At 70.1% G+C, this 16,777-nt stretch carries 15 protein-coding genes; 6 read left to right on the top strand and 9 right to left on the bottom strand.

The features are described 5' to 3' along the window. Both RWP81_RS06150 and RWP81_RS06155 read left to right on the top strand, forming a co-directional pair. On the top strand, positions 1 to 306 hold a 306-nt coding region (locus tag RWP81_RS06150; protein WP_314453593.1), incomplete at its 5' end, for a DUF4162 domain-containing protein. Further along, complete coding sequence (locus tag RWP81_RS06155) at positions 303 to 1,421, top strand: ABC transporter permease (RefSeq protein ID WP_314453596.1); 1,119 nt, start codon at positions 303 to 305, stop codon at positions 1,419 to 1,421. The genes RWP81_RS06150 and RWP81_RS06155, both read left to right, overlap by 4 nt. A gap of 177 nt (positions 1,422 to 1,598) precedes the next feature. Here RWP81_RS06155 and RWP81_RS06160 read toward each other — a convergent pair whose 3' ends face one another. The 3 genes from RWP81_RS06160 to RWP81_RS06170 are packed head-to-tail and all read right to left on the bottom strand — an operon-like array spanning position 1,599 to position 4,537. After that, positions 1,599 to 1,979, bottom strand: a complete 381-nt coding sequence (locus RWP81_RS06160; RefSeq protein WP_314453598.1) for a VOC family protein — start codon at positions 1,977 to 1,979, stop codon at positions 1,599 to 1,601. 24 nt (positions 1,980 to 2,003) lie between these two features. Beyond that, entirely contained in the window at positions 2,004 to 2,738 is a 735-nt protein-coding gene (locus tag RWP81_RS06165) for a hypothetical protein (RefSeq protein WP_314453601.1), read from the bottom strand. 20 nt (positions 2,739 to 2,758) lie between these two features. Continuing rightward, positions 2,759 to 4,537 (bottom strand): glycoside hydrolase family 15 protein, encoded by a 1,779-nt coding sequence (locus RWP81_RS06170; protein ID WP_314453604.1) that lies wholly within the window; start codon positions 4,535 to 4,537, stop codon positions 2,759 to 2,761. 113 nt (positions 4,538 to 4,650) lie between these two features. Here RWP81_RS06170 and RWP81_RS06175 point away from each other — a divergent pair, with 113 nt between their 5' ends. After that, positions 4,651 to 6,012, top strand: a complete 1,362-nt coding sequence (locus tag RWP81_RS06175; protein WP_314453606.1) for a glucose-6-phosphate dehydrogenase — start codon at positions 4,651 to 4,653, stop codon at positions 6,010 to 6,012. A 75-nt stretch (positions 6,013 to 6,087) separates the two neighbouring features. Here RWP81_RS06175 and RWP81_RS06180 read toward each other — a convergent pair whose 3' ends face one another. Both RWP81_RS06180 and RWP81_RS06185 read right to left on the bottom strand, forming a co-directional pair. After that, positions 6,088 to 7,404 carry a HipA domain-containing protein gene (locus RWP81_RS06180; protein ID WP_314453609.1) on the bottom strand — a complete coding sequence of 439 codons (1,317 nt, stop codon included), beginning with the start codon at positions 7,402 to 7,404 and terminating at the stop codon, positions 6,088 to 6,090. Continuing rightward, on the bottom strand, positions 7,401 to 7,691 hold the full coding sequence (locus RWP81_RS06185; RefSeq protein ID WP_314453612.1) for a helix-turn-helix domain-containing protein: 291 nt from the start codon (positions 7,689 to 7,691) through the stop codon (positions 7,401 to 7,403). Before RWP81_RS06185 ends, RWP81_RS06180 begins: the two co-directional genes overlap by 4 nt. 258 nt (positions 7,692 to 7,949) lie before the next feature. Between RWP81_RS06185 and RWP81_RS06190 the strand changes: the two genes are divergently transcribed. Next, positions 7,950 to 8,534 carry a nitroreductase family protein gene (locus RWP81_RS06190; RefSeq protein WP_314453615.1) on the top strand — a complete coding sequence of 195 codons (585 nt, stop codon included), beginning with the start codon at positions 7,950 to 7,952 and terminating at the stop codon, positions 8,532 to 8,534. 295 nt (positions 8,535 to 8,829) lie between these two features. Here the strand turns inward: RWP81_RS06190 and RWP81_RS06195 are convergent, their stop codons facing one another. Further along, complete coding sequence (locus RWP81_RS06195) at positions 8,830 to 11,034, bottom strand: AAA family ATPase (RefSeq protein WP_314453618.1); 2,205 nt, start codon at positions 11,032 to 11,034, stop codon at positions 8,830 to 8,832. 143 nt (positions 11,035 to 11,177) lie between these two features. Here RWP81_RS06195 and RWP81_RS06200 point away from each other — a divergent pair, with 143 nt between their 5' ends. Next, complete coding sequence (locus RWP81_RS06200) at positions 11,178 to 12,554, top strand: DUF2252 domain-containing protein (RefSeq protein WP_314453621.1); 1,377 nt, start codon at positions 11,178 to 11,180, stop codon at positions 12,552 to 12,554. 73 nt (positions 12,555 to 12,627) lie between these two features. Here the strand turns inward: RWP81_RS06200 and RWP81_RS06205 are convergent, their stop codons facing one another. Further along, the gene (locus RWP81_RS06205) at positions 12,628 to 13,647 is read right to left on the bottom strand and encodes a helix-turn-helix domain-containing protein (RefSeq protein WP_314453623.1); all 1,020 of its coding nucleotides are present in this window, start codon (positions 13,645 to 13,647) and stop codon (positions 12,628 to 12,630) included. Between the two features lie 89 nt (positions 13,648 to 13,736). On the opposite strand from RWP81_RS06205, the gene RWP81_RS06210 reads away from it, so the two are divergent. Further along, complete coding sequence (locus RWP81_RS06210; RefSeq protein ID WP_314453625.1) at positions 13,737 to 14,012, top strand: hypothetical protein; 276 nt, start codon at positions 13,737 to 13,739, stop codon at positions 14,010 to 14,012. A gap of 64 nt (positions 14,013 to 14,076) precedes the next feature. Here RWP81_RS06210 and RWP81_RS06215 read toward each other — a convergent pair whose 3' ends face one another. Next, on the bottom strand, positions 14,077 to 15,375 hold the full coding sequence (locus RWP81_RS06215; RefSeq protein ID WP_314453628.1) for a glycosyltransferase: 1,299 nt from the start codon (positions 15,373 to 15,375) through the stop codon (positions 14,077 to 14,079). Positions 15,376 to 15,379: 4 nt separating this feature from the next. Next, on the bottom strand, positions 15,380 to 16,636 hold the full coding sequence (locus RWP81_RS06220) for a glycosyltransferase (RefSeq protein ID WP_399540555.1): 1,257 nt from the start codon (positions 16,634 to 16,636) through the stop codon (positions 15,380 to 15,382). Positions 16,637 to 16,777: the final 141 nt, after the last annotated feature.

The following is a 16,777-nucleotide window of genomic DNA, read 5'->3' on the forward strand; positions in this document are numbered from 1 at the left end:
CGGTTGTGCGACGACCTCGTCATCATCGCCGGGGGCACGATCCGCGCCGCCGGCACCCGCGACGACCTCCGCGCTCAGCACGCGACCCACCGTTACGAGCTGGTCTCCGGCGGCGATGCCGGATGGGTGCGCGACGAGCCGGGCATCACCGTGCTCGACTTCGACGGCGGCTACGCCCTGTTCGACGCGGCCGACGACACCACCGCGCAGCGGATCCTTCGCGGCGCCGTCGCGCGCGGAGACGTCGCCAGCTTCGCGCCGCAGAAACCGTCTCTCGCCGAGATCTTCAAGGAGGTCATCCAATGAACACCACCACTGCTCCCGCGCGCCGCGCGCCCGGCGAGCTGCAGAGCATCTGGCTCGTCGCCGAGCGCGAGATCGGGTCGAAGCTGCGCAGCAAGGCCTTCGTCATCTCGACCGCGATCCTCATCGTCGCCGCCCTGGCTTCGGTGGTCTGGGGCGGTTTCGCCGCGAACAACGCATCGGGCAGCGGCACTCCGGTCGCCGTCACCTCGCAGACGCAGAGCGCGGTCTCGGGCGTCGACGGCCTCGAGGTCACCGTGTCCGACAGCGACGACGCCGCGCGCGCCCTCGTCGAGGACGGAACGGTGGATGCCGCCCTGGTCTCGGGCTCATCGGATGCCGCGTTCGACTACACCGTCGTGGTGAAGGACGACGTACCCTCGACGCTGCTGCAGATGCTCAGCGAGACCCCGCCGGTGCAGATGCTCGATCCGGGTGCGGGAGCGGCCGACGCGCTGCGGTACCTGATCGCGCTCGGCTTCGGGCTGGTGTTCCTCATCGCCGCGTCGACCTTCGGCGGCACGATCGCGCAGAGCGTCGTGGAGGAGAAGCAGACCCGCGTGGTCGAGATCCTCATCTCGGCGATCCCCGTGCGGGCGTTGCTGGCCGGAAAGGTTCTGGGCAACACGATCCTCGCGATGGCGCAGATCGTGCTGCTCGCGGCGGTCGCGGTGATCGGCCTCGCGGTCACCGGGCAGGCCGGGGTGCTCGATGCGCTCGGCGCTCCCATCGCCTGGTTCGCGATCTTCTTCCTGTTCGGCTTCGTGCTGCTGGCGTCGCTCTTCGCCGCCGCAGCGGCCATGGTGTCGCGTCAGGAAGACATCGGGGCGACCACAACCCCCATCACGATGCTGATCATGGCGCCGTACTTCCTGGTCATCTTCTTCAACGACAACCCCGTCGTGCTGACGATCATGTCGTACGTGCCGTTCTCGGCGCCGGTCGGAATGCCGCTGCGCATGTACCTCGGTGACGCGCAGTGGTGGGAGCCCGTGCTGTCGCTGCTGGTGCTGATCGCCTCGTGCGTGCTGGCGATCGGTCTCGCGGCGCGGATCTATCGCAACTCGCTTCTGCGCATGGGCGCGCGCGTGAAGCTCGCGGAGGCGCTGAAGGGCTGAACCGCGGTCGCGGGTGACCCGGTCTCCTCGACACGCTCGGGGACCATCGACCACGGTGGCTGAGCCCGTCGAAGCCACCCGCCTCCACGTGCAGGGCGCGGTCCCTATGACACGCTCAGGGACCTCAGTGATGAAGGGGATGGATGCCGGGCACACCGGCATCCATCCCCTCTCCCGTTACCCCTCGAGAACGGCCAGCACGTTACCGGCCGGGTCGCGGAACCAGGCGATGAGCGGCCCGCCCTCGCGCATGATGCCGCGCGAATCCGTTGGGAAGTCGGCATTGTCGTAGATCTTCGTGTCGACGCCGCGCGAACGCAGGTCGTCGACGGCGGCCTCGACGTCGGCGACGGGGAAGTTCAGCACCGTGAACGACGCGGGCTCATGGTGCGGCTCGCCGTAGATCAAGACCCGGCCGCCCGAGCCCAGGTGCAGAGTGAGGAAGCCCGAACCCTCGAGCACCTCGACGCGGAGCCCGAGAGTCTCGGCATAGAAGTGATGGGCGGCCTCGAGGTCGTCGACCGCGAGGCCCGAGTAGGCACCGTCGGGATGGAACATGGCTTTCTCCTTCGTTATCGCGCGTTATCGCGCCACGTACGCGGTGACGCTCTCGGACAGGCGGATGGGGATGCCGTCGATCTCGGAATCGTCGGGATCGCCGATCGCGACCGTGAGACGGTCGTCGATGCCGAAGACCGCGGCGCCCTCCTGCGTGCCGCTCGCGCAGCCCGCCGACCACGGTCGATCGTCGATCGCAATGAACGTGACGATGCAGCGGCCGATGCCGTCGGCGGGCTGGGCCAAGAAGATGTCGAAGTCATTGACCGTGCCGATGTACCGGGTGCTGCCGGAATCGATCGCACTGTCGCGGAGCACATCGGCCGAGATGGCGTCCTCGATCGTCTGCGGGAAGGTCAGCTCGGGGTAGATCGCCGCGGCGGGGTCGGCGGTGGCGGCAGGGTCGCCGGGCATCGACGCGGTCGCGGCCGAGCCGACGGCGAATCCCACGCCGAGGAGGGCGACCGCTCCGACCGCGGTGAGCACTCCGCGCAGGACGGGTCGCGATGCGGGTGCGGCGGTATCCGCGGGCTCATCGACGTCGCCCGGCTCGTCCGCGCGGTCCGGCTCATCGACGCGGTTCGGCTCGGGGAGACCCTCGGTCGGGTCGGCGGGTGCGAGCCGGTCGATGACGCCGAGGGCCGGCCGGGAGCGGTCCTCCAGCTCGGCGAGCCGCTCGAGCATCGCGGGCGTCGCGGGCGCACCTCCGGCGCCGTACACGCGTTCGCGCAGGCGTCGCAACTCGACGTCGTCGTCCATGCGACGACTCTAGGCCGGGGTCAGCCGTCGTGGTGCGGGGCCGTGGCATCCAGGGCGTCGGCGGCGGCGACCAGCGCCAGGTGCGAGAGCGCCTGCGGGGTGTTGCCCGCCTGACGTCCGGTCGTGGGGTCGTACTCCTCCGACAGCAGCCCCAGGTCGTTCGCCACGGCCGTGAGCTTCTTCATCAGGGCGACGGCCTCGTCGCGCCGGCCGCTGTGCGCGTACTGCCCGACGAGCCAGAAAGAGCACGCGAGGAACGGATGCTCGTCGCCCGTCAGTCCGTCGACCCCGGTCGTGCGATAGCGCAGCAGCCAGCCGTCGGGCATGAGCGTCTCTTCGATGCGGGCGACGGTGGCCAGCATGCGTGGATCGTCGTAGGCGCAGAAACCCACCTGTGGCAGCACGAGGAGCGACGCGTCGACCTCGTCGGTGTTGAAGTGCTGCGTGAACCACCCGCCCTCGTGCACGCCGCGCGCGTCGATGTCGGCGCGCACGCGATCGCGCAGCGTGCGCCAGGTGCCGACCTCGCCGTCGTGCCCGCCGGTCTCGACGGCCCGGATGCCGCGGTCGAACGCCGCCCACACCATCGCCCGCGAGTGGGTGAAGAAGTGCGGGTCGCCGCGCATCTCCCAGATGCCGAGGTCGGGCTTATCGACCTCGTGCGCGAGCTGGTCGAGCAGGGCGCGCTGCAGCGACCACGAGAACGTCGTCTCCTCGACCCCGGCGTCGCGCGCGGCCTCGAGGGCCACCATCACCTCGCCGATCACGTCGGCCTGGTACTGATCGACGGCTCCGTTGCCGATGCGCACGGGCGCCGCTCCCCCGTACCCCGGCAGGCTCTCGAGCTCCCGCTCGGGCAGGTCGCGTTCGCCCGCGATGCCGTACATGATCTGCACGTCGGCCGGGTCGCCGGCGATCGCCCGCAGCAGCCAGGTGCGCCAGTGCTGAGCAACGTCGAGGTAGCCGTGATCGATGTAGGCGCTCAGCGTGAGCGCGGCGTCGCGCAGCCAGACGTAGCGGTAGTCCCAGTTGCGGGAGCCCCCGAAAGCCTCGGGCAGCGACGTGGTCGCCGCCGCGACGATGCCACCCGTCTCGGAGTGCGTGAGCGCGCGGAGCACCATGAGCGAGCGCGTGACCAGCGCCGCGTGCGTGCCGGCCGGCACGCGGTCGGCCCAGGCGGCCCACCACTCGCGCGTGCGTTCCAGGGCGGCCTCGACGTCGAACGCCGGCGGGGCATCTTTCCACGACGGACCCCACGACAGCACCGAGTCGACGCTCGCGCCGGCCGCGGTGGTCCACCGGCCGCGGTGGGTGGTGTCGACGGCGATCAGACGCGGACCGCGGATCGTCACGGCATCCGGGCCGGCGACGGCGAGGATGACGTGCTCACCGCCGTGGCCCATCTGTCGCACCCAGGGCACCGCGCGGGCGTAGTCGAAGCGCAAGCGCACCTCGGTGACGAAGTCCACCTCGCCCGAGACCCCGACCACGCGTCGCACGAGGGCGTCGACACCCCCGTCGATCGGCATCGCGTCGTACACGTCGGCGATGCCGGTCGCTGTCTCCCACCGCGTGACGAGCACGAAGGTGTCGCCGTCGTACCGCCGGGTCGCCCGCGCGTCGGGATCGGCCGGGCGCAGCGACCATGCCCCGTGCGACTCGTCGCCGAGGAGTGCGGCGAACATCGACCCGCTGTCGTAGCGCGGGAGGCACAACCAGTCGACGCTGCCGTCGCGGGACACCAGTGCGGCGGAGCGGCAGTTGCTGAGGACGGCGTAATCCTCGATCGGAGTGGTCACCCTCGGATCATGGCAGAGGGCACCGACATCGTGGCCGGGCATCGCGCTAGTGGCATCCATGGGCTCGCTGCAAGCGGCGCACCGGTGTCGCAGGGGAGCGCTACGGTGGCCGCATGGCCGCGGACACAACCCTCATCATCCTGGGCGCTTCGGGCGACCTCACGTCTCGACTGCTCCTGCCCGCCCTCGGCCAGCTGCTGACGCGCGAACCCGGCCGGTCGGTGCGGCTGCACGGCGCGGGCATGGAGGACTGGACCGACGAACACTGGCGCGAGGTCGTGCACGCGGCATTCCAGACGATGGATGCCGACGGCGCCTTCGCCGTCGTCTCGGAGACCACCTACTCGCAGGCCGACATCACGAAGCCGGCCGATCTGCAGAAACTCCTCGACGACGCCGAGGGCCGACCCGCCCTGTACTTCGCGGTGCCTCCGGCCGTCGCCGAGAAGTCGTGCCTCGCGTTGAGCGACGTGACCATTCCGGAGGGCACGGTCCTCGCTCTCGAGAAGCCGTTCGGCACCGACGAGGCCAGCGCCCACCGGCTCAACCAGCAGCTGGCGAAACTCGTGCCCGAAGACCAGGTGTTCCGCATCGACCACTTCCTGGGGCGATCCACCGTGCTCAACCTGCTCGGCGCCCGCTTCGCCAACCGCCTCCTCGAGACCGTCTGGTCGGCCGACGACATCGGCTCGGTCGAGATCGACTACCCCGAACCCCTGGGTCTCGAGGGCCGCGCGGGCTACTACGACGGGGCGGGGGCTCTCGTCGACATGATCCAGAGCCACCTGCTGCAGGTCATGGCGTTCGTCACCATGGAGCCCCCGGCATCCCTCACTCAGCTCGATCTGCGCGACGCCACATCGGCGGTGCTGCGCGCCACCCACGTGCGGGATGACGATCCCGTGCGCAACTCCCGCCGCGCCCGGTACACCGCGGGCAGCGTCGGCGACCGCCACTTCTCGTCGTACGTCGACGAGCCGGGAGTCGACGCGGCGCGCGGCACCGAGACACTCGCCGAGATGACGGTGGAGGTGCGAAATGCCCGGTGGCAGGGCGTTCCCATCACCCTGCGCTCAGGGAAGGCGCTCAGCTCCGGACACCGGGCTGTCACCGTGACCTTCCAGCCCGTGCGACACCTTCCCGGCGGCTTCGTCGGCGAGAGCGAGCCGTCCGAGCTCGTGTTCTCGCTCGGCCCCGACACCATGAGCCTCGGCCTCAACGTCAACGGTGCCGACGACCCCCTCGAGCTCGAACGCGTGACCCTGGCGGCCGACCTCGGCGAGGGCGCGCTCAAGGCCTACGGCGAGGTGCTCTCCGGCATCCTCGACGGTGATGCAATGCTCGCCGTCCGCGGCGACGCGGCCGAGCAGTGCTGGCGAATCGTGCAGCCGGTCATCGATGCGTGGCGCAAGAACGAGGTACCGCTCGACGAGTACGCGGCAGGCACCGCGGGCCCCGCATCCTGGAACGCGTGAAGCGGATTTCACGGATCTGATCCGCTGTCTTCCGGCCTCCGTTCGCTTCGCGGCTGCCGCGCGAGGCAGCACACGTCAGAGAGGGCGTGGGGGCTGACCACCCTCGCGAGACTGCGGGGTTCCGAGGCGATCGTGCAGCATCAGCGGCAAATGAGAGGCGATTCGCGCGGGCTTGCCGGCGAGCAGGTTCTGCGCCTGCGCTCGCACGTATCCAGGCACGTGCGCTTCGATGCTGTCGTGGACGGTCAAGGTGCGCGTGGCCTCCTCCATGGCTGTCAGTGTCTCGTCGACGGCGGCGGCCGCGGCGGCATCCGTCAGCCCCCAGGCGACTCCCTCGGCGACGAGGTCTTGCCGCGTCACGTCTGGCAGATGCTGGACGCCGTTGACCCACATCGACAGACGCGTCGTGGCTCCGTACGAGAGGGCGAGAGGCGCGACATCGTAGATCGGAGCCAGGGAGGTGGCTGCACTTTCGTCGTGCAGGAGCGAGAAGTTCTTGGCATGGGCATCGGTGTTGCCCATGGCGATGTTGAACGTGGAGTACCGCAGAAGCCGCAGCCGATCGGTGGTCCGCGCAGAGAACAGGTTTCCGCCGCGATCCAGCAATCCCGCCACCGCGCGCAGGGACGCGCGCGAGTCGTTCTGCTGGAACTTCTCATTGCCACCCCAAGGGATCCCGAGCGCCTGGGCGGCATCCTCCTGGTGAACACGCTCGATCCGGTCAACGAGACGGCGGCGATCGTATCTCTCGATCACGAGCACCCACCTCGTGCCGATCTGTTCCACCCACGAACCCATCGTGGTCAGCCCCACCTCTCGAGCCACCGCGAGGGCGTAGCCCTCGGCCTCGACCGCGCTTCGCGCGTCCGGCGCCACGGGCTTGAGGATATGGGTCGAGGGGAGAAGTCCGTTCCCCCGGATCCACGTGCCGCCCTCGCGCGTAAGGGTGAGTTTGCGTTGGAATCCCGGCAGGGCGGACCCGCCGCCTCCGAGGAGGAAGCCGTCGGCCCGCTCGAGGAGGGCGGCGACCTCCGCGGCCGAAAGCGCTTCGGGGTCGCGGCGCGGAGCACCCCCGGTGCCGGCGACCCGCAGTGCTCCCGCGAGGTCTGCTCCGACTTCTGCCAGGAGCCCGACGAGGTCTCCCCTGTCGACCTTGATCTCTCGCGCCAGACGGGCGATGTGCTCCCCCTCGGGCAGCAACGCCCCGAAGAACGATTCACTGAGGTCGGCGGAATCCTCGCCCACGCGCAGACTCGCGCTGAGGGCTCGCGATCGTAAGCCCCACCGCTGCTCCGCCTCCCGCGACCAACGCAGCACGGCGCGTGAGCCTTGCCGCTCCAGGTGACCGATCGTCGTGCCGTACAGCACGACAGGAAGACGATCGACGCTCACTCCGCAACGCTCGAGGTCGGGTCGGGCCGCCCGGAGGGGGTCTCTCCGCCATCCAGGGGGCGGATGAGAGTGTCCTCGAAGTCCGCGACCAGGGTGATCCCGAGCGCGGAGAGCACCCCAAGGTAGTGGTCGTCGAGGCGTTTAGCGCGGCCGACCTCCAGTTCGTGCAGGTAGCGCTGCCCAACGCCGAGCGCTGCGGCGAGTCTCCTCTGCGACCACCCCTGCGATTCGCGGATACGCCGCACGACATGGCCGATGTCCGCCGGTGATTCGATGTGAGCGCGCACGGTAACCCCCTCGATGATTCCCGATATGACATCGTAATCGCAGTGATGTTCTCCAGGGAATCACTGTCGAACTGATTCCCTTTGCGACATCGGCGAGCGGATACCGGCCCGGTTCTGGGCGAGTGGGCCGAGCGACCGTGCGGTAGCCAGGTTGATCACGACGCGCGGCGTCACACGGGGAACATCTCGCGCGCGATGGGCGTTCACTGGTTCGGGTCAACGGCGTCCCGGTTCCGTCATCTGTTCTCAGGAGTACCCATGTCTCTCGTTCTCGACCGCACCGCCCCCACCGACGCCCCCATCCTCGACGTGCTCGCCGAACGCTGGAGCACCCGCGTCTTCGACCCCGAGACGCCCATCGACGAGTCTGCGCTGCGCTCCGCGCTCGAGGCCGCCCGCTGGGCGCCGTCGGGCATGAACTTCCAGCCCTGGCGCTTCATCGTGGCCCGCCGCGGCACCTCCGCGCACCAGAAGCTCGTCGGTGCGCTCATGGGCTTCAACCAGGCGTGGGCCCCCGCCGCCGGCGCCCTCGTCGTCGTCCTCGCCGAGACCGAGACCGAAGACGGCGAAGCCCGCACGTGGGCGCTGTACGACAGCGGTCAGGCCGCCGCCCACTTCACCGTGCAGGCGCACGCCGAGGGCCTGGCGACCCACCAGATGGGCGGCTTCGTCGCCGACGACCTGCGTACGGCCTTCGACATCGACGCCCGATTCACGCCCGTCACCGTCATCGCCGTCGGCGCCCTGGGCGACATCGACGCCGCTGAAGAGGGCCTGCGCGAGCGCGAGCTCGCTCCCCGCCAGCGCCGCACGGTCGAGGAGTCGCTGCTCGTCGACGACTGATCGGCCCGCCCGCGACGACGCCCGTCGCGCCGGAGCCCGTCAGCCGGGTGCCGGCGCAGCGGGCGTTCGTCGTTGTGTCGGCGCTCTGCCGATGCGCTCGACCGCGGCGGCGCCCCGCTCGTAAACGCGATTCGCGCGCAGAAACACTCCGCTCACGCGTTCATGCGCACGAAGAGCGTTTATGAGCGAACGGCCTCGGGCCCGCAGAGGCCGGCACCGCGCGATGTACGGTCGACCGCGCACGAGAGAGGGGGATGCCACGCCCTCGCGCGGCATCCCCCTCTCTCGTCGTGGGCTATTCGACGATCTCCGCCTCGAGCACGTCGTCGCCGGAGTCGTCGCCCGTCTCCTCCGCCGGCCCCGCGCTGACCAGCATCAGCGAATCCCCGTCACTGGCCACATCGACCCGCACGACGTCACCATCGCGGACCGTCCCGGCGAGGATCGCCATCGCGAGGCGATTCTGGATCTCGGTCTGGATGAGCCGGCGCAGGGGCCGGGCGCCGTACACCGGGTCGTAGCCGCGCTCGGCAAGCCACGACCGTGCGTCGGGAGTGACCGCGAGGGTCAGGCGGCGCTCGCGGAGCCGCTTGTGCAACGCGTCGACGGCGAGTTCGACGATCTGGGCGAGGTCGTCCTGGCTGAGGGCCTGGAAGATCACGATGTCGTCGAGACGGTTCACGAACTCGGGCTTGAAGGCCTGGCGCACCAGCGCCTGCACCTGCTGCGTCTTGGCATCCATCGACAGAGTCGGATCGATCAGGATCGGCGAGCCGAGGTTGCTTGTCAGAATCAGGATGACGTTCGTGAAATCGACCGTGCGACCCTGGCCGTCGGTGAGTCGGCCGTCGTCCATGACCTGCAGCAGCACGTCGAACACCTCGGGGTGCGCCTTCTCGACCTCGTCCAGCAGCACCACGCTGTAGGGGCGGCGGCGCACGGCCTCGGTGAGCTGTCCGCCCTGCTCGTAACCGACGTACCCCGGAGGGGCACCGACGAGCCGCGAGACGGAGTGCTTCTCGCCGTACTCCGACATGTCGATGCGCACCATCGCGTGCTCGTCGTCGAAGAGGAAGTCGGCGAGCGACTTGGCCAGCTCCGTCTTGCCGACACCGGTCGGGCCGAGGAACAGGAATGAGCCGACCGGGCGGTTCGGGTCGCTGATCCCCGCGCGCGAGCGACGGACGGCGTCGGACACCGCCTTCACGGCATCCCGCTGTCCGATCAGGCGCTTGCCGAGCTCGCGCTCGAGGTGCAGCAGCTTCTCGGTCTCGCCCTGCAGCAGGCGCCCGACCGGGATGCCCGTCCAGGCGGCGATGACCGCCGCGATATCTTCGTCGGTGACTTGGTCGTTGACCATGCGGTCGCCCGCGGGCTCTTCGCGCTCGGCGAGCATGAGCTCACGCTCCAGCGCCGGGATCTCGGCGTACAGCAACCGTGACGCGCGCTCGAGGTTTCCCTCGCGCTGCGCGCGCTCGGCATCCACACGGGCGGCGTCGAGGCGCGTCTTCAGCTCGCCCACGCGGTTGAGAGACGCACGCTCGCGCTCCCACCGGGCCTGCAGCTCGTCGAGCTTGGCCTGCTCGGCGGTGAGGGAGTCGCGGAGCGCGGCGAGGCGCTCCTTCGAGGCGGCGTCCTTCTCTTTCTTCAGGGCGAGCTCTTCGAGCTTGAGGCGGTCGACGTGCCGACGCAGCTCGTCGATCTCGAGCGGAGCCGAGTCGATCTCCATGCGCAGGCGCGACGCGGCCTCATCGATCAGGTCGATCGCCTTGTCGGGCAGCTGACGCGACGGGATGTACCTGTTCGACAGGGATGCCGCGGCGACCAGTGCGGCGTCGGCGATGGCCACCTTGTGGTGCGCCTCGTACCGCTCCTTGAGGCCGCGGAGGATCGCGACGGTGTCTTCCACCGTGGGTTCGCCGACGTAGACCTGCTGGAAACGGCGCTCGAGCGCGGCATCCTTCTCGATGAACTCGCGATACTCGTCGAGCGTGGTCGCTCCGATCAGACGCAGCTCACCGCGGGCCAGCATGGGCTTGAGCATGTTGGACGCGGCGACCGAACCCTCGCCGCCGCCCGCGCCCATCAGCACGTGCAGCTCGTCGATGAACGTGATCACGCGCCCGTCGGACTCGGTGATCTCTTTGAGGACGCTCTTCAGGCGCTCCTCGAACTGGCCGCGGTACATGGCGCCGGCCACCAACGCTGAAATATCGAGGGCGACCAGCTCTTTGTTCTTCAGGCTCTCGGCGACGTCGCCCGCGACGATGCGCTGGGCGAGACCCTCGACGACCGCGGTCTTACCCACGCCGGGTTCACCGATGAGCACGGGGTTGTTCTTGGTACGCCGGGTGAGCACCTGGCTGACGCGGCGGATCTCTCCGTCGCGCCCGATCACGGGGTCGAGCTTGCCTTGGCGGGCCCGGTCGGTGAGGTTGATGCCGAACTGCTCGAGGGCGCTGCGCGCGTCCTCCTGCCCCGGCTGTTGCGCGGCGTTCATGTGTTCTCCTGGAAGTGGGTTCGCTCTCGCTCAAACTTGAGCGGCGTTGACTCAAGTTTAACAGGAGGTGGTGCGAGGGGCAATGGATGCCGCGGCATGGGCGTCGACCGCCATGCCGTCCACGCCAGGACTATGGTGAGCGCGTGAGCACCCCTGAGCCCGTCGCGCCGCGTCCGGACATCCCGTGGAACCCGCCGCCCTCCACCGCCGAACGCCGCGCCCGCGGCCGAGAGGCGCGCACGCGCACCCCGCGAAGCGATCTCGGCCTGCTCACCACGGAGGGACGCGACCCGCTCGGCATCCTCGATGCGCAGAACGCCGCACGCATCCCCGAACTCGTTCCTCTGCGCATCGAACGGATGTCGGCCACGCCCTTCGCTTTCTACCGCGGCTCCGCCGCCGTGCAGGCGGCCGACCTCGCTCGCAACCCCTCGACCCCCATCCACGTCGCCTCCTGCGGGGATGCGCACGTGGCGAACTTCGGCTTCTACGCCTCCCCTCAACGCACGCTCGTGTTCGATCTCAACGACTTCGACGAGGCCGCATGGGCGCCCTGGGAGTGGGACCTGAAGCGCCTCGTCACCAGCGTGGTCCTCGCCGGGGCGGAGAGCGATCGCGACCTCGCCGTCGTGCGTGATGCCGTCGTGAGCACGGTGCGCGCGTACGCTCGCGCGATCGGATCCCGCGTCGAGCAGGACCCCGTCGAGCGCTACTTCGAACACTTCGGCCCGCGCGAGGTGATCGACTCGTTCGACCGGGCCTCGCGCGTGGTCCTCGAGCGCGCCATGGCGGATGCCGAACGTCGTACCGGTGCGCGCGCAGTTCGACGACTGACCGCCGACGGTGGCTCCGGCCGCCTCGTCTTCACCCACAGACCCCCGACCATGACCCCGGTCGACGCGGAGGTGGCCGCCCGCGTCCTCGCGGTCGACGGCGCCTACCGCACCTCGGCGAACGTGGACGTGCGTCTGACCCTGGAACAGTACGACCTCACCGACATCGCCCGGCGCGTCGTCGGCGTCGGCAGCGTCGGCACCCGCTGCTACCTATTGCTTCTGCAAGACGGGGACGGACACGCGCTCCTGCTCCAGGGCAAGCAAGCCGGCCCGAGCGTGCTGCAGCAGTTCGGCGGCATCCGTCAGCCCGAATCGCTCGTCTCCCTAGTCGCGGCCGAGGGGGAAGGCGCGCGCGTGGTCGCCCTGCAACGCGTCCTGCAGGGCGTCTCGGACCCCTTCCTCGGCCACGTGCGCGGCAGCGACGCCGACTTCTACGTGCGGCAGTTCCACGACATGAAGGGGGGCATCGAGATGGTCGAGCTGTCGAACAAGCCCTTCCGCCGCTACGCGCAGGCCTGCGCCGTCACCCTCGCCCGCGCGCACGCGCAATCTCCCCACGCTCCCGACATCGCGGGATACGTCGGGTCGGGCCGCGTTCTGACGGAGGCGCTCGTCGACTGGGCATTCGCCTACGCCGACCTCGCCCGCGCCGATCACGCCGCCTTCGTCGCTGCCCACTCCTGACATCGGGGCGCGATTCGCGGGGAGCGTCGTCCCGCGCGCGTCCTGCCCGGGGGACGAGCCGTCCACGCATCCCTCAGGCCGGTACCGCCTCAGCCGCTGCGGCCCCGACCTCGGCCTCGGCCGCGGGGGCCACCTCACCCGAGCCCGCGCACGAGAACCGCGCGCGGTACGCGGTGGGGGTGAGTCCCATCGTGCGCGCGAAGTTCTGCCGGAGCACCGCCGCGGAACCGAAGCCGCATTCCGACGCGATCCGGTCGAGACCGAGGTCGGTCTCTTCGAGCAGGCGCTGTGCGTGGAGCAGCCGCTGGCGGGCGAGCCACGCCGCCGGGGTCGCGCCGAGGTCGGCCTTGAACCGCCGGGCGAAGGTACGCGCGGACATGTGGGCGCGCGCCGCCAACCGGTCGACGGAGAGCTCGGCATCCAGATTCTGGAGCATCCACTCGGTCACCGGCGCGAGCGACAGCGACGAGTCGATCGGGATCGGCGAGGCGATGAACTGCGCCTGTCCGCCGTCGCGCTGCGGCGCCACGACCATGCGCCGGGCGATGCGGTTGGTGAGCTCCGACCCGAGCTCTTGGCGCAGCAGGTGAAGGCACGCATCGAGTCCTGCGGCTGTTCCCGCGCTCGTGATGATGTTGCCCGACTGCACGTAGAGCACGTCGGGATCGACCTCGATCGCCGGATACATCCGCGCCATGACGTCGGCGTACCGCCAGTGCGTCGTGCCGCGCTTGCCGTCGAGCACCCCGGATGCCGCGATGACGAACGACCCGCTGCACACGCTGAGCAACCATGAACCGCGTGCGTGCGCGGCGCGGACCGACTCGATCACACGCGGGTCGACGGCGCCCCACTGCTCGCGGGGGATCGGCGCGAGGACGAGGATGTCGACGTCGGCCGCCGCATCGAGGCCAAGCTCGACGTTGACCGAGAAGCCGATGTTGGAGGGGATGACGCCCGGGTCGGGAGCGACGATGCGGAAGTCGAAGTTCGGGATGCCGTCGTCGCTCCGGTCGAGGCCGAACGCCTCGCAGGCGAGGCCGAACTCGAAGGGCGCGAAGCCGGGTTGGATGACGACGGCGACCGAGCGCATGAGCGTACCTCCGGTGTGGCAGGAATCTGACGAACACCGTCCATCATGCCACTCGCGGGCATGATTCCTCTAGACATAGTTTTTCTGCCATGGCTTACTTCATCGCTCTCGGCATCCTGTCCCTCGCCGGCGTCGTCGGCACCGTGTGGCTCGTCCGTACCGACGGATACGGGCGCATTCCGACCGACCCGTCGCGCGTCGCGTCGTCGTCGCCCCACACGACCCGCTCGACCCGCTCGACCCGCTCGCGGGAGACGACGGTTCAGGCCGCTCCCGCGGTCGAAGCCGCACGCCCGAGCATGCACATCACCCTGCCGTCGGCCTCGCCGGCGACTGCCCCGCTGCGCATCGTGGGGACGGAATGACCCGACGAGGCGGCACGCGCCGCTCCGGCACGGCCGAGACCCGGCGGGCGTAGGACCCGCCGGGTCAGCGCCCCGCGGCGACCGCTCGCTCGTAGACGGCGACCATCGCCGCCGTGCGCGACGACTGGCGGAAGCGTTCCGCGACGCTCGCATCGGGCGTGACCGGCGACCCGGCGGCGATGTCGGCGGCCGCGCGGCGAAGGGTCTCTGCGAGAGCTGCGACCGTGGCATCCGGAACCGTCCAGGTTCCCGCGCCGAGCTCGGCGCCGATGTCGGGGTCGCTGATGACGGCGGGGGTGCCGAGCGAGGCGGCCTCGAACACCGTCATGCCCTGCGTCTCGAACCCGATCGAGGTCTGCACCACGGCGTCGGCGTCGGCGAGCCGGCGGAGGGTCTCTGCGTAGGGCAGGCGGCCGGAGAAGACGATGGATGCCGTGGGCGCGAGCCGCTCCACCACTCTCCGTGCGGCGCGCAGCTGCGCACCGCCGCCGATGATCTCGACCTCAGCGTCGATGCCGGACTCCGCGACCGCCTCGAGGAAAGGCAGGAGCCGCTTCTCGGGGCTCATCCGGCCGAGCCAGACGAAGCGCGGACGGCCCGGGCGACGTGCTGTGCGTCCGGCCGCGAGGGCGGCATCGAGCGCGTCGTCGTCGATACCGTTCCAGATGACGTCGACCGTGTCGGCGACCCCGTGTCGCTCGAGGCGCTGCGCGAAGTGAGCGGACGGGGCGGTGACCGCGTGGGAGAGGCGGGCGAGGCGACGCAGGTACGCCCAGCCGTCGGCAGCATCGTGCTGTCCCGCGCCGCGGGCCACGGCATGCGCTCCCCCGGCAGATTCGCGCGATCCTCGCAGTCTCCCTGCCGAATCGTGCGAGATCTGTGGGTTTGTGCGAGCATCGGCCGCGCCCACACCCGGCAGCACCCGACGTGCCCAGGCGTTCAGTGCGCGCAGCACGAGGCCCGGGAAGGGAGCGGTCGCTTCGATGCCCACGTCGACGCGGTTGTGCATGGTGTGCACGACGGGCAGACCGCGGCGCTCGGCGTAGCGGTGACCGATGAAGGCACCCCAGAAATCGGCCTGCACGTGCACGACGTCGACGGGCAGGCGCGCACCCATCTCGGCATCCAGGAACCGATCGGTGCGGGCGCCCGGCCAGGCGAGCGCGTACTCGCGGTCGACCGTGATCGGCAGGGAGGGGAGATCGAGGTAGGAGGGATCGTGCGCGGCGGGTCGGTGCAGGCGCGGCGCGACCACCGTGACGACGTGGCCGGCGCGCTCGAGGAATCGCTTCTGCAGTCGCATCGACACCTGCGCACCGCCGAGGGACTCGAGATGCTGGTCGGCGAACATTACGACGTGCACGCGGCTACTCCGGCAGCGGTCGACCGCGGTACAGCGCCTCGAAGGTGTCGAGGGTGCGCGTGATGTCGTGCACCGCGACGGCATCGAGGGAGGCTTGCTGCATGCGCTCGCGGTCGTCCGCCGAGGCGGTGAGCACGTCGGTCAGCCGTGCGGCGAGCTCCTCGGCGTTGCCGGGCGTGAAGAGGTAGCCGTTCTCGCCGTGATGCACGAGGTGCGGCAGCGCGACGGCGTCGGCCGCGACGATCGGCAGCCCGGAGGCCATGGCCTCCATCGTCGCGATCGACTGCAGCTCCGCGATCGACGCGATGGCGAACACGCTGGCGCGCGAGTACAGCGTGCGCAGGTCTTCCTCCGAGGCGTGGCCGTGGAAGGTCACGCGGGACGCGACCCCCAGCTGTTGCGCGAGAGCCTCGAGCTTGGCGCGCTGGTCGCCGCCGCCGACGACGTCGAAGGTCACATCAAGCGCGGGGTCGAGCTGCGACAGGGCCGTGAGCACGACGTCGATGTGCTTCTCGGTGGTGAGGCGGCCGACGAACAGGATGCGGTTCGCGTCGCGAGGCGTGAGGTCGGGGCGATAATTCGAGCGGTCGATGCCGCACGAGATCGGGATGACGCCCGAGATGTCGATGGTCGACTCGAGGAAGTCGGCCGCTTTACGCGTGGGCGTGGTCACCGCGCGCGTCATCTTGAACGTGCGCTCGGCGTCGGCCCAGGCGAGCTTGACGAAGATGCGGTCGAGGAAATCGGGGAGGGTCGTGAAGTCGAGGATGTTCTCGGCCATCACGTGGTTGGTCGCGACGACGGGGATGCCGCGCTTGCGCGCCTCGCGCGCGAGTCCGCGGCCGACGATGATGTGCGACTGGATGTGCACGACGTCGGGCTTGATCTCGTCGAGCAGCCGGCGGGCGTAGTGCTTCGACCGCCACGGCAGCACGAAGGTGAGCCAGTCGTGCGGCAAGAAGCGGTAAGCCGGAAGCCGGTGCATCGGAACCGGCTGACCCTCGATGGTCTCTGTCGCCGACCCGGCGCCGCGACGGTCGACGGCCGGCGCCGCGACGTGCACGTCGTGGCCGCGGGCGACGAGTCCGGCGGCCAGGCGCTCGGCGAAGCGCGCAGCCCCGTTGACGTGGGGGAGGAAGGTGTCGGCGCCGATGAGGATGCGGAGCGGACGGTCGGGGGTGTTCGCCGCCTCGGATTCGCCGGAGATCTCGGTCGACGCGGCGGGCGCCGACTGGTCGGCGGGCGTCGCAGGAGTGGTCACGTGGGGTGAGGCCTATCTATGCGGCGGTCAGGTCGCGCGGTGAGGGTCTTACGCCATTCACTGTACCGGAGCGGGTTTCGTCGCTTCGGCGACCGTCCCCAGGTGGAGCTCTTGCCGGGCGCGGCGCCGGAGGGGCGGGGC

This window comes from uncultured Microbacterium sp. (assembly GCF_963521695.1).
In the GTDB taxonomy this organism is placed as follows: domain Bacteria; phylum Actinomycetota; class Actinomycetes; order Actinomycetales; family Microbacteriaceae; genus Microbacterium.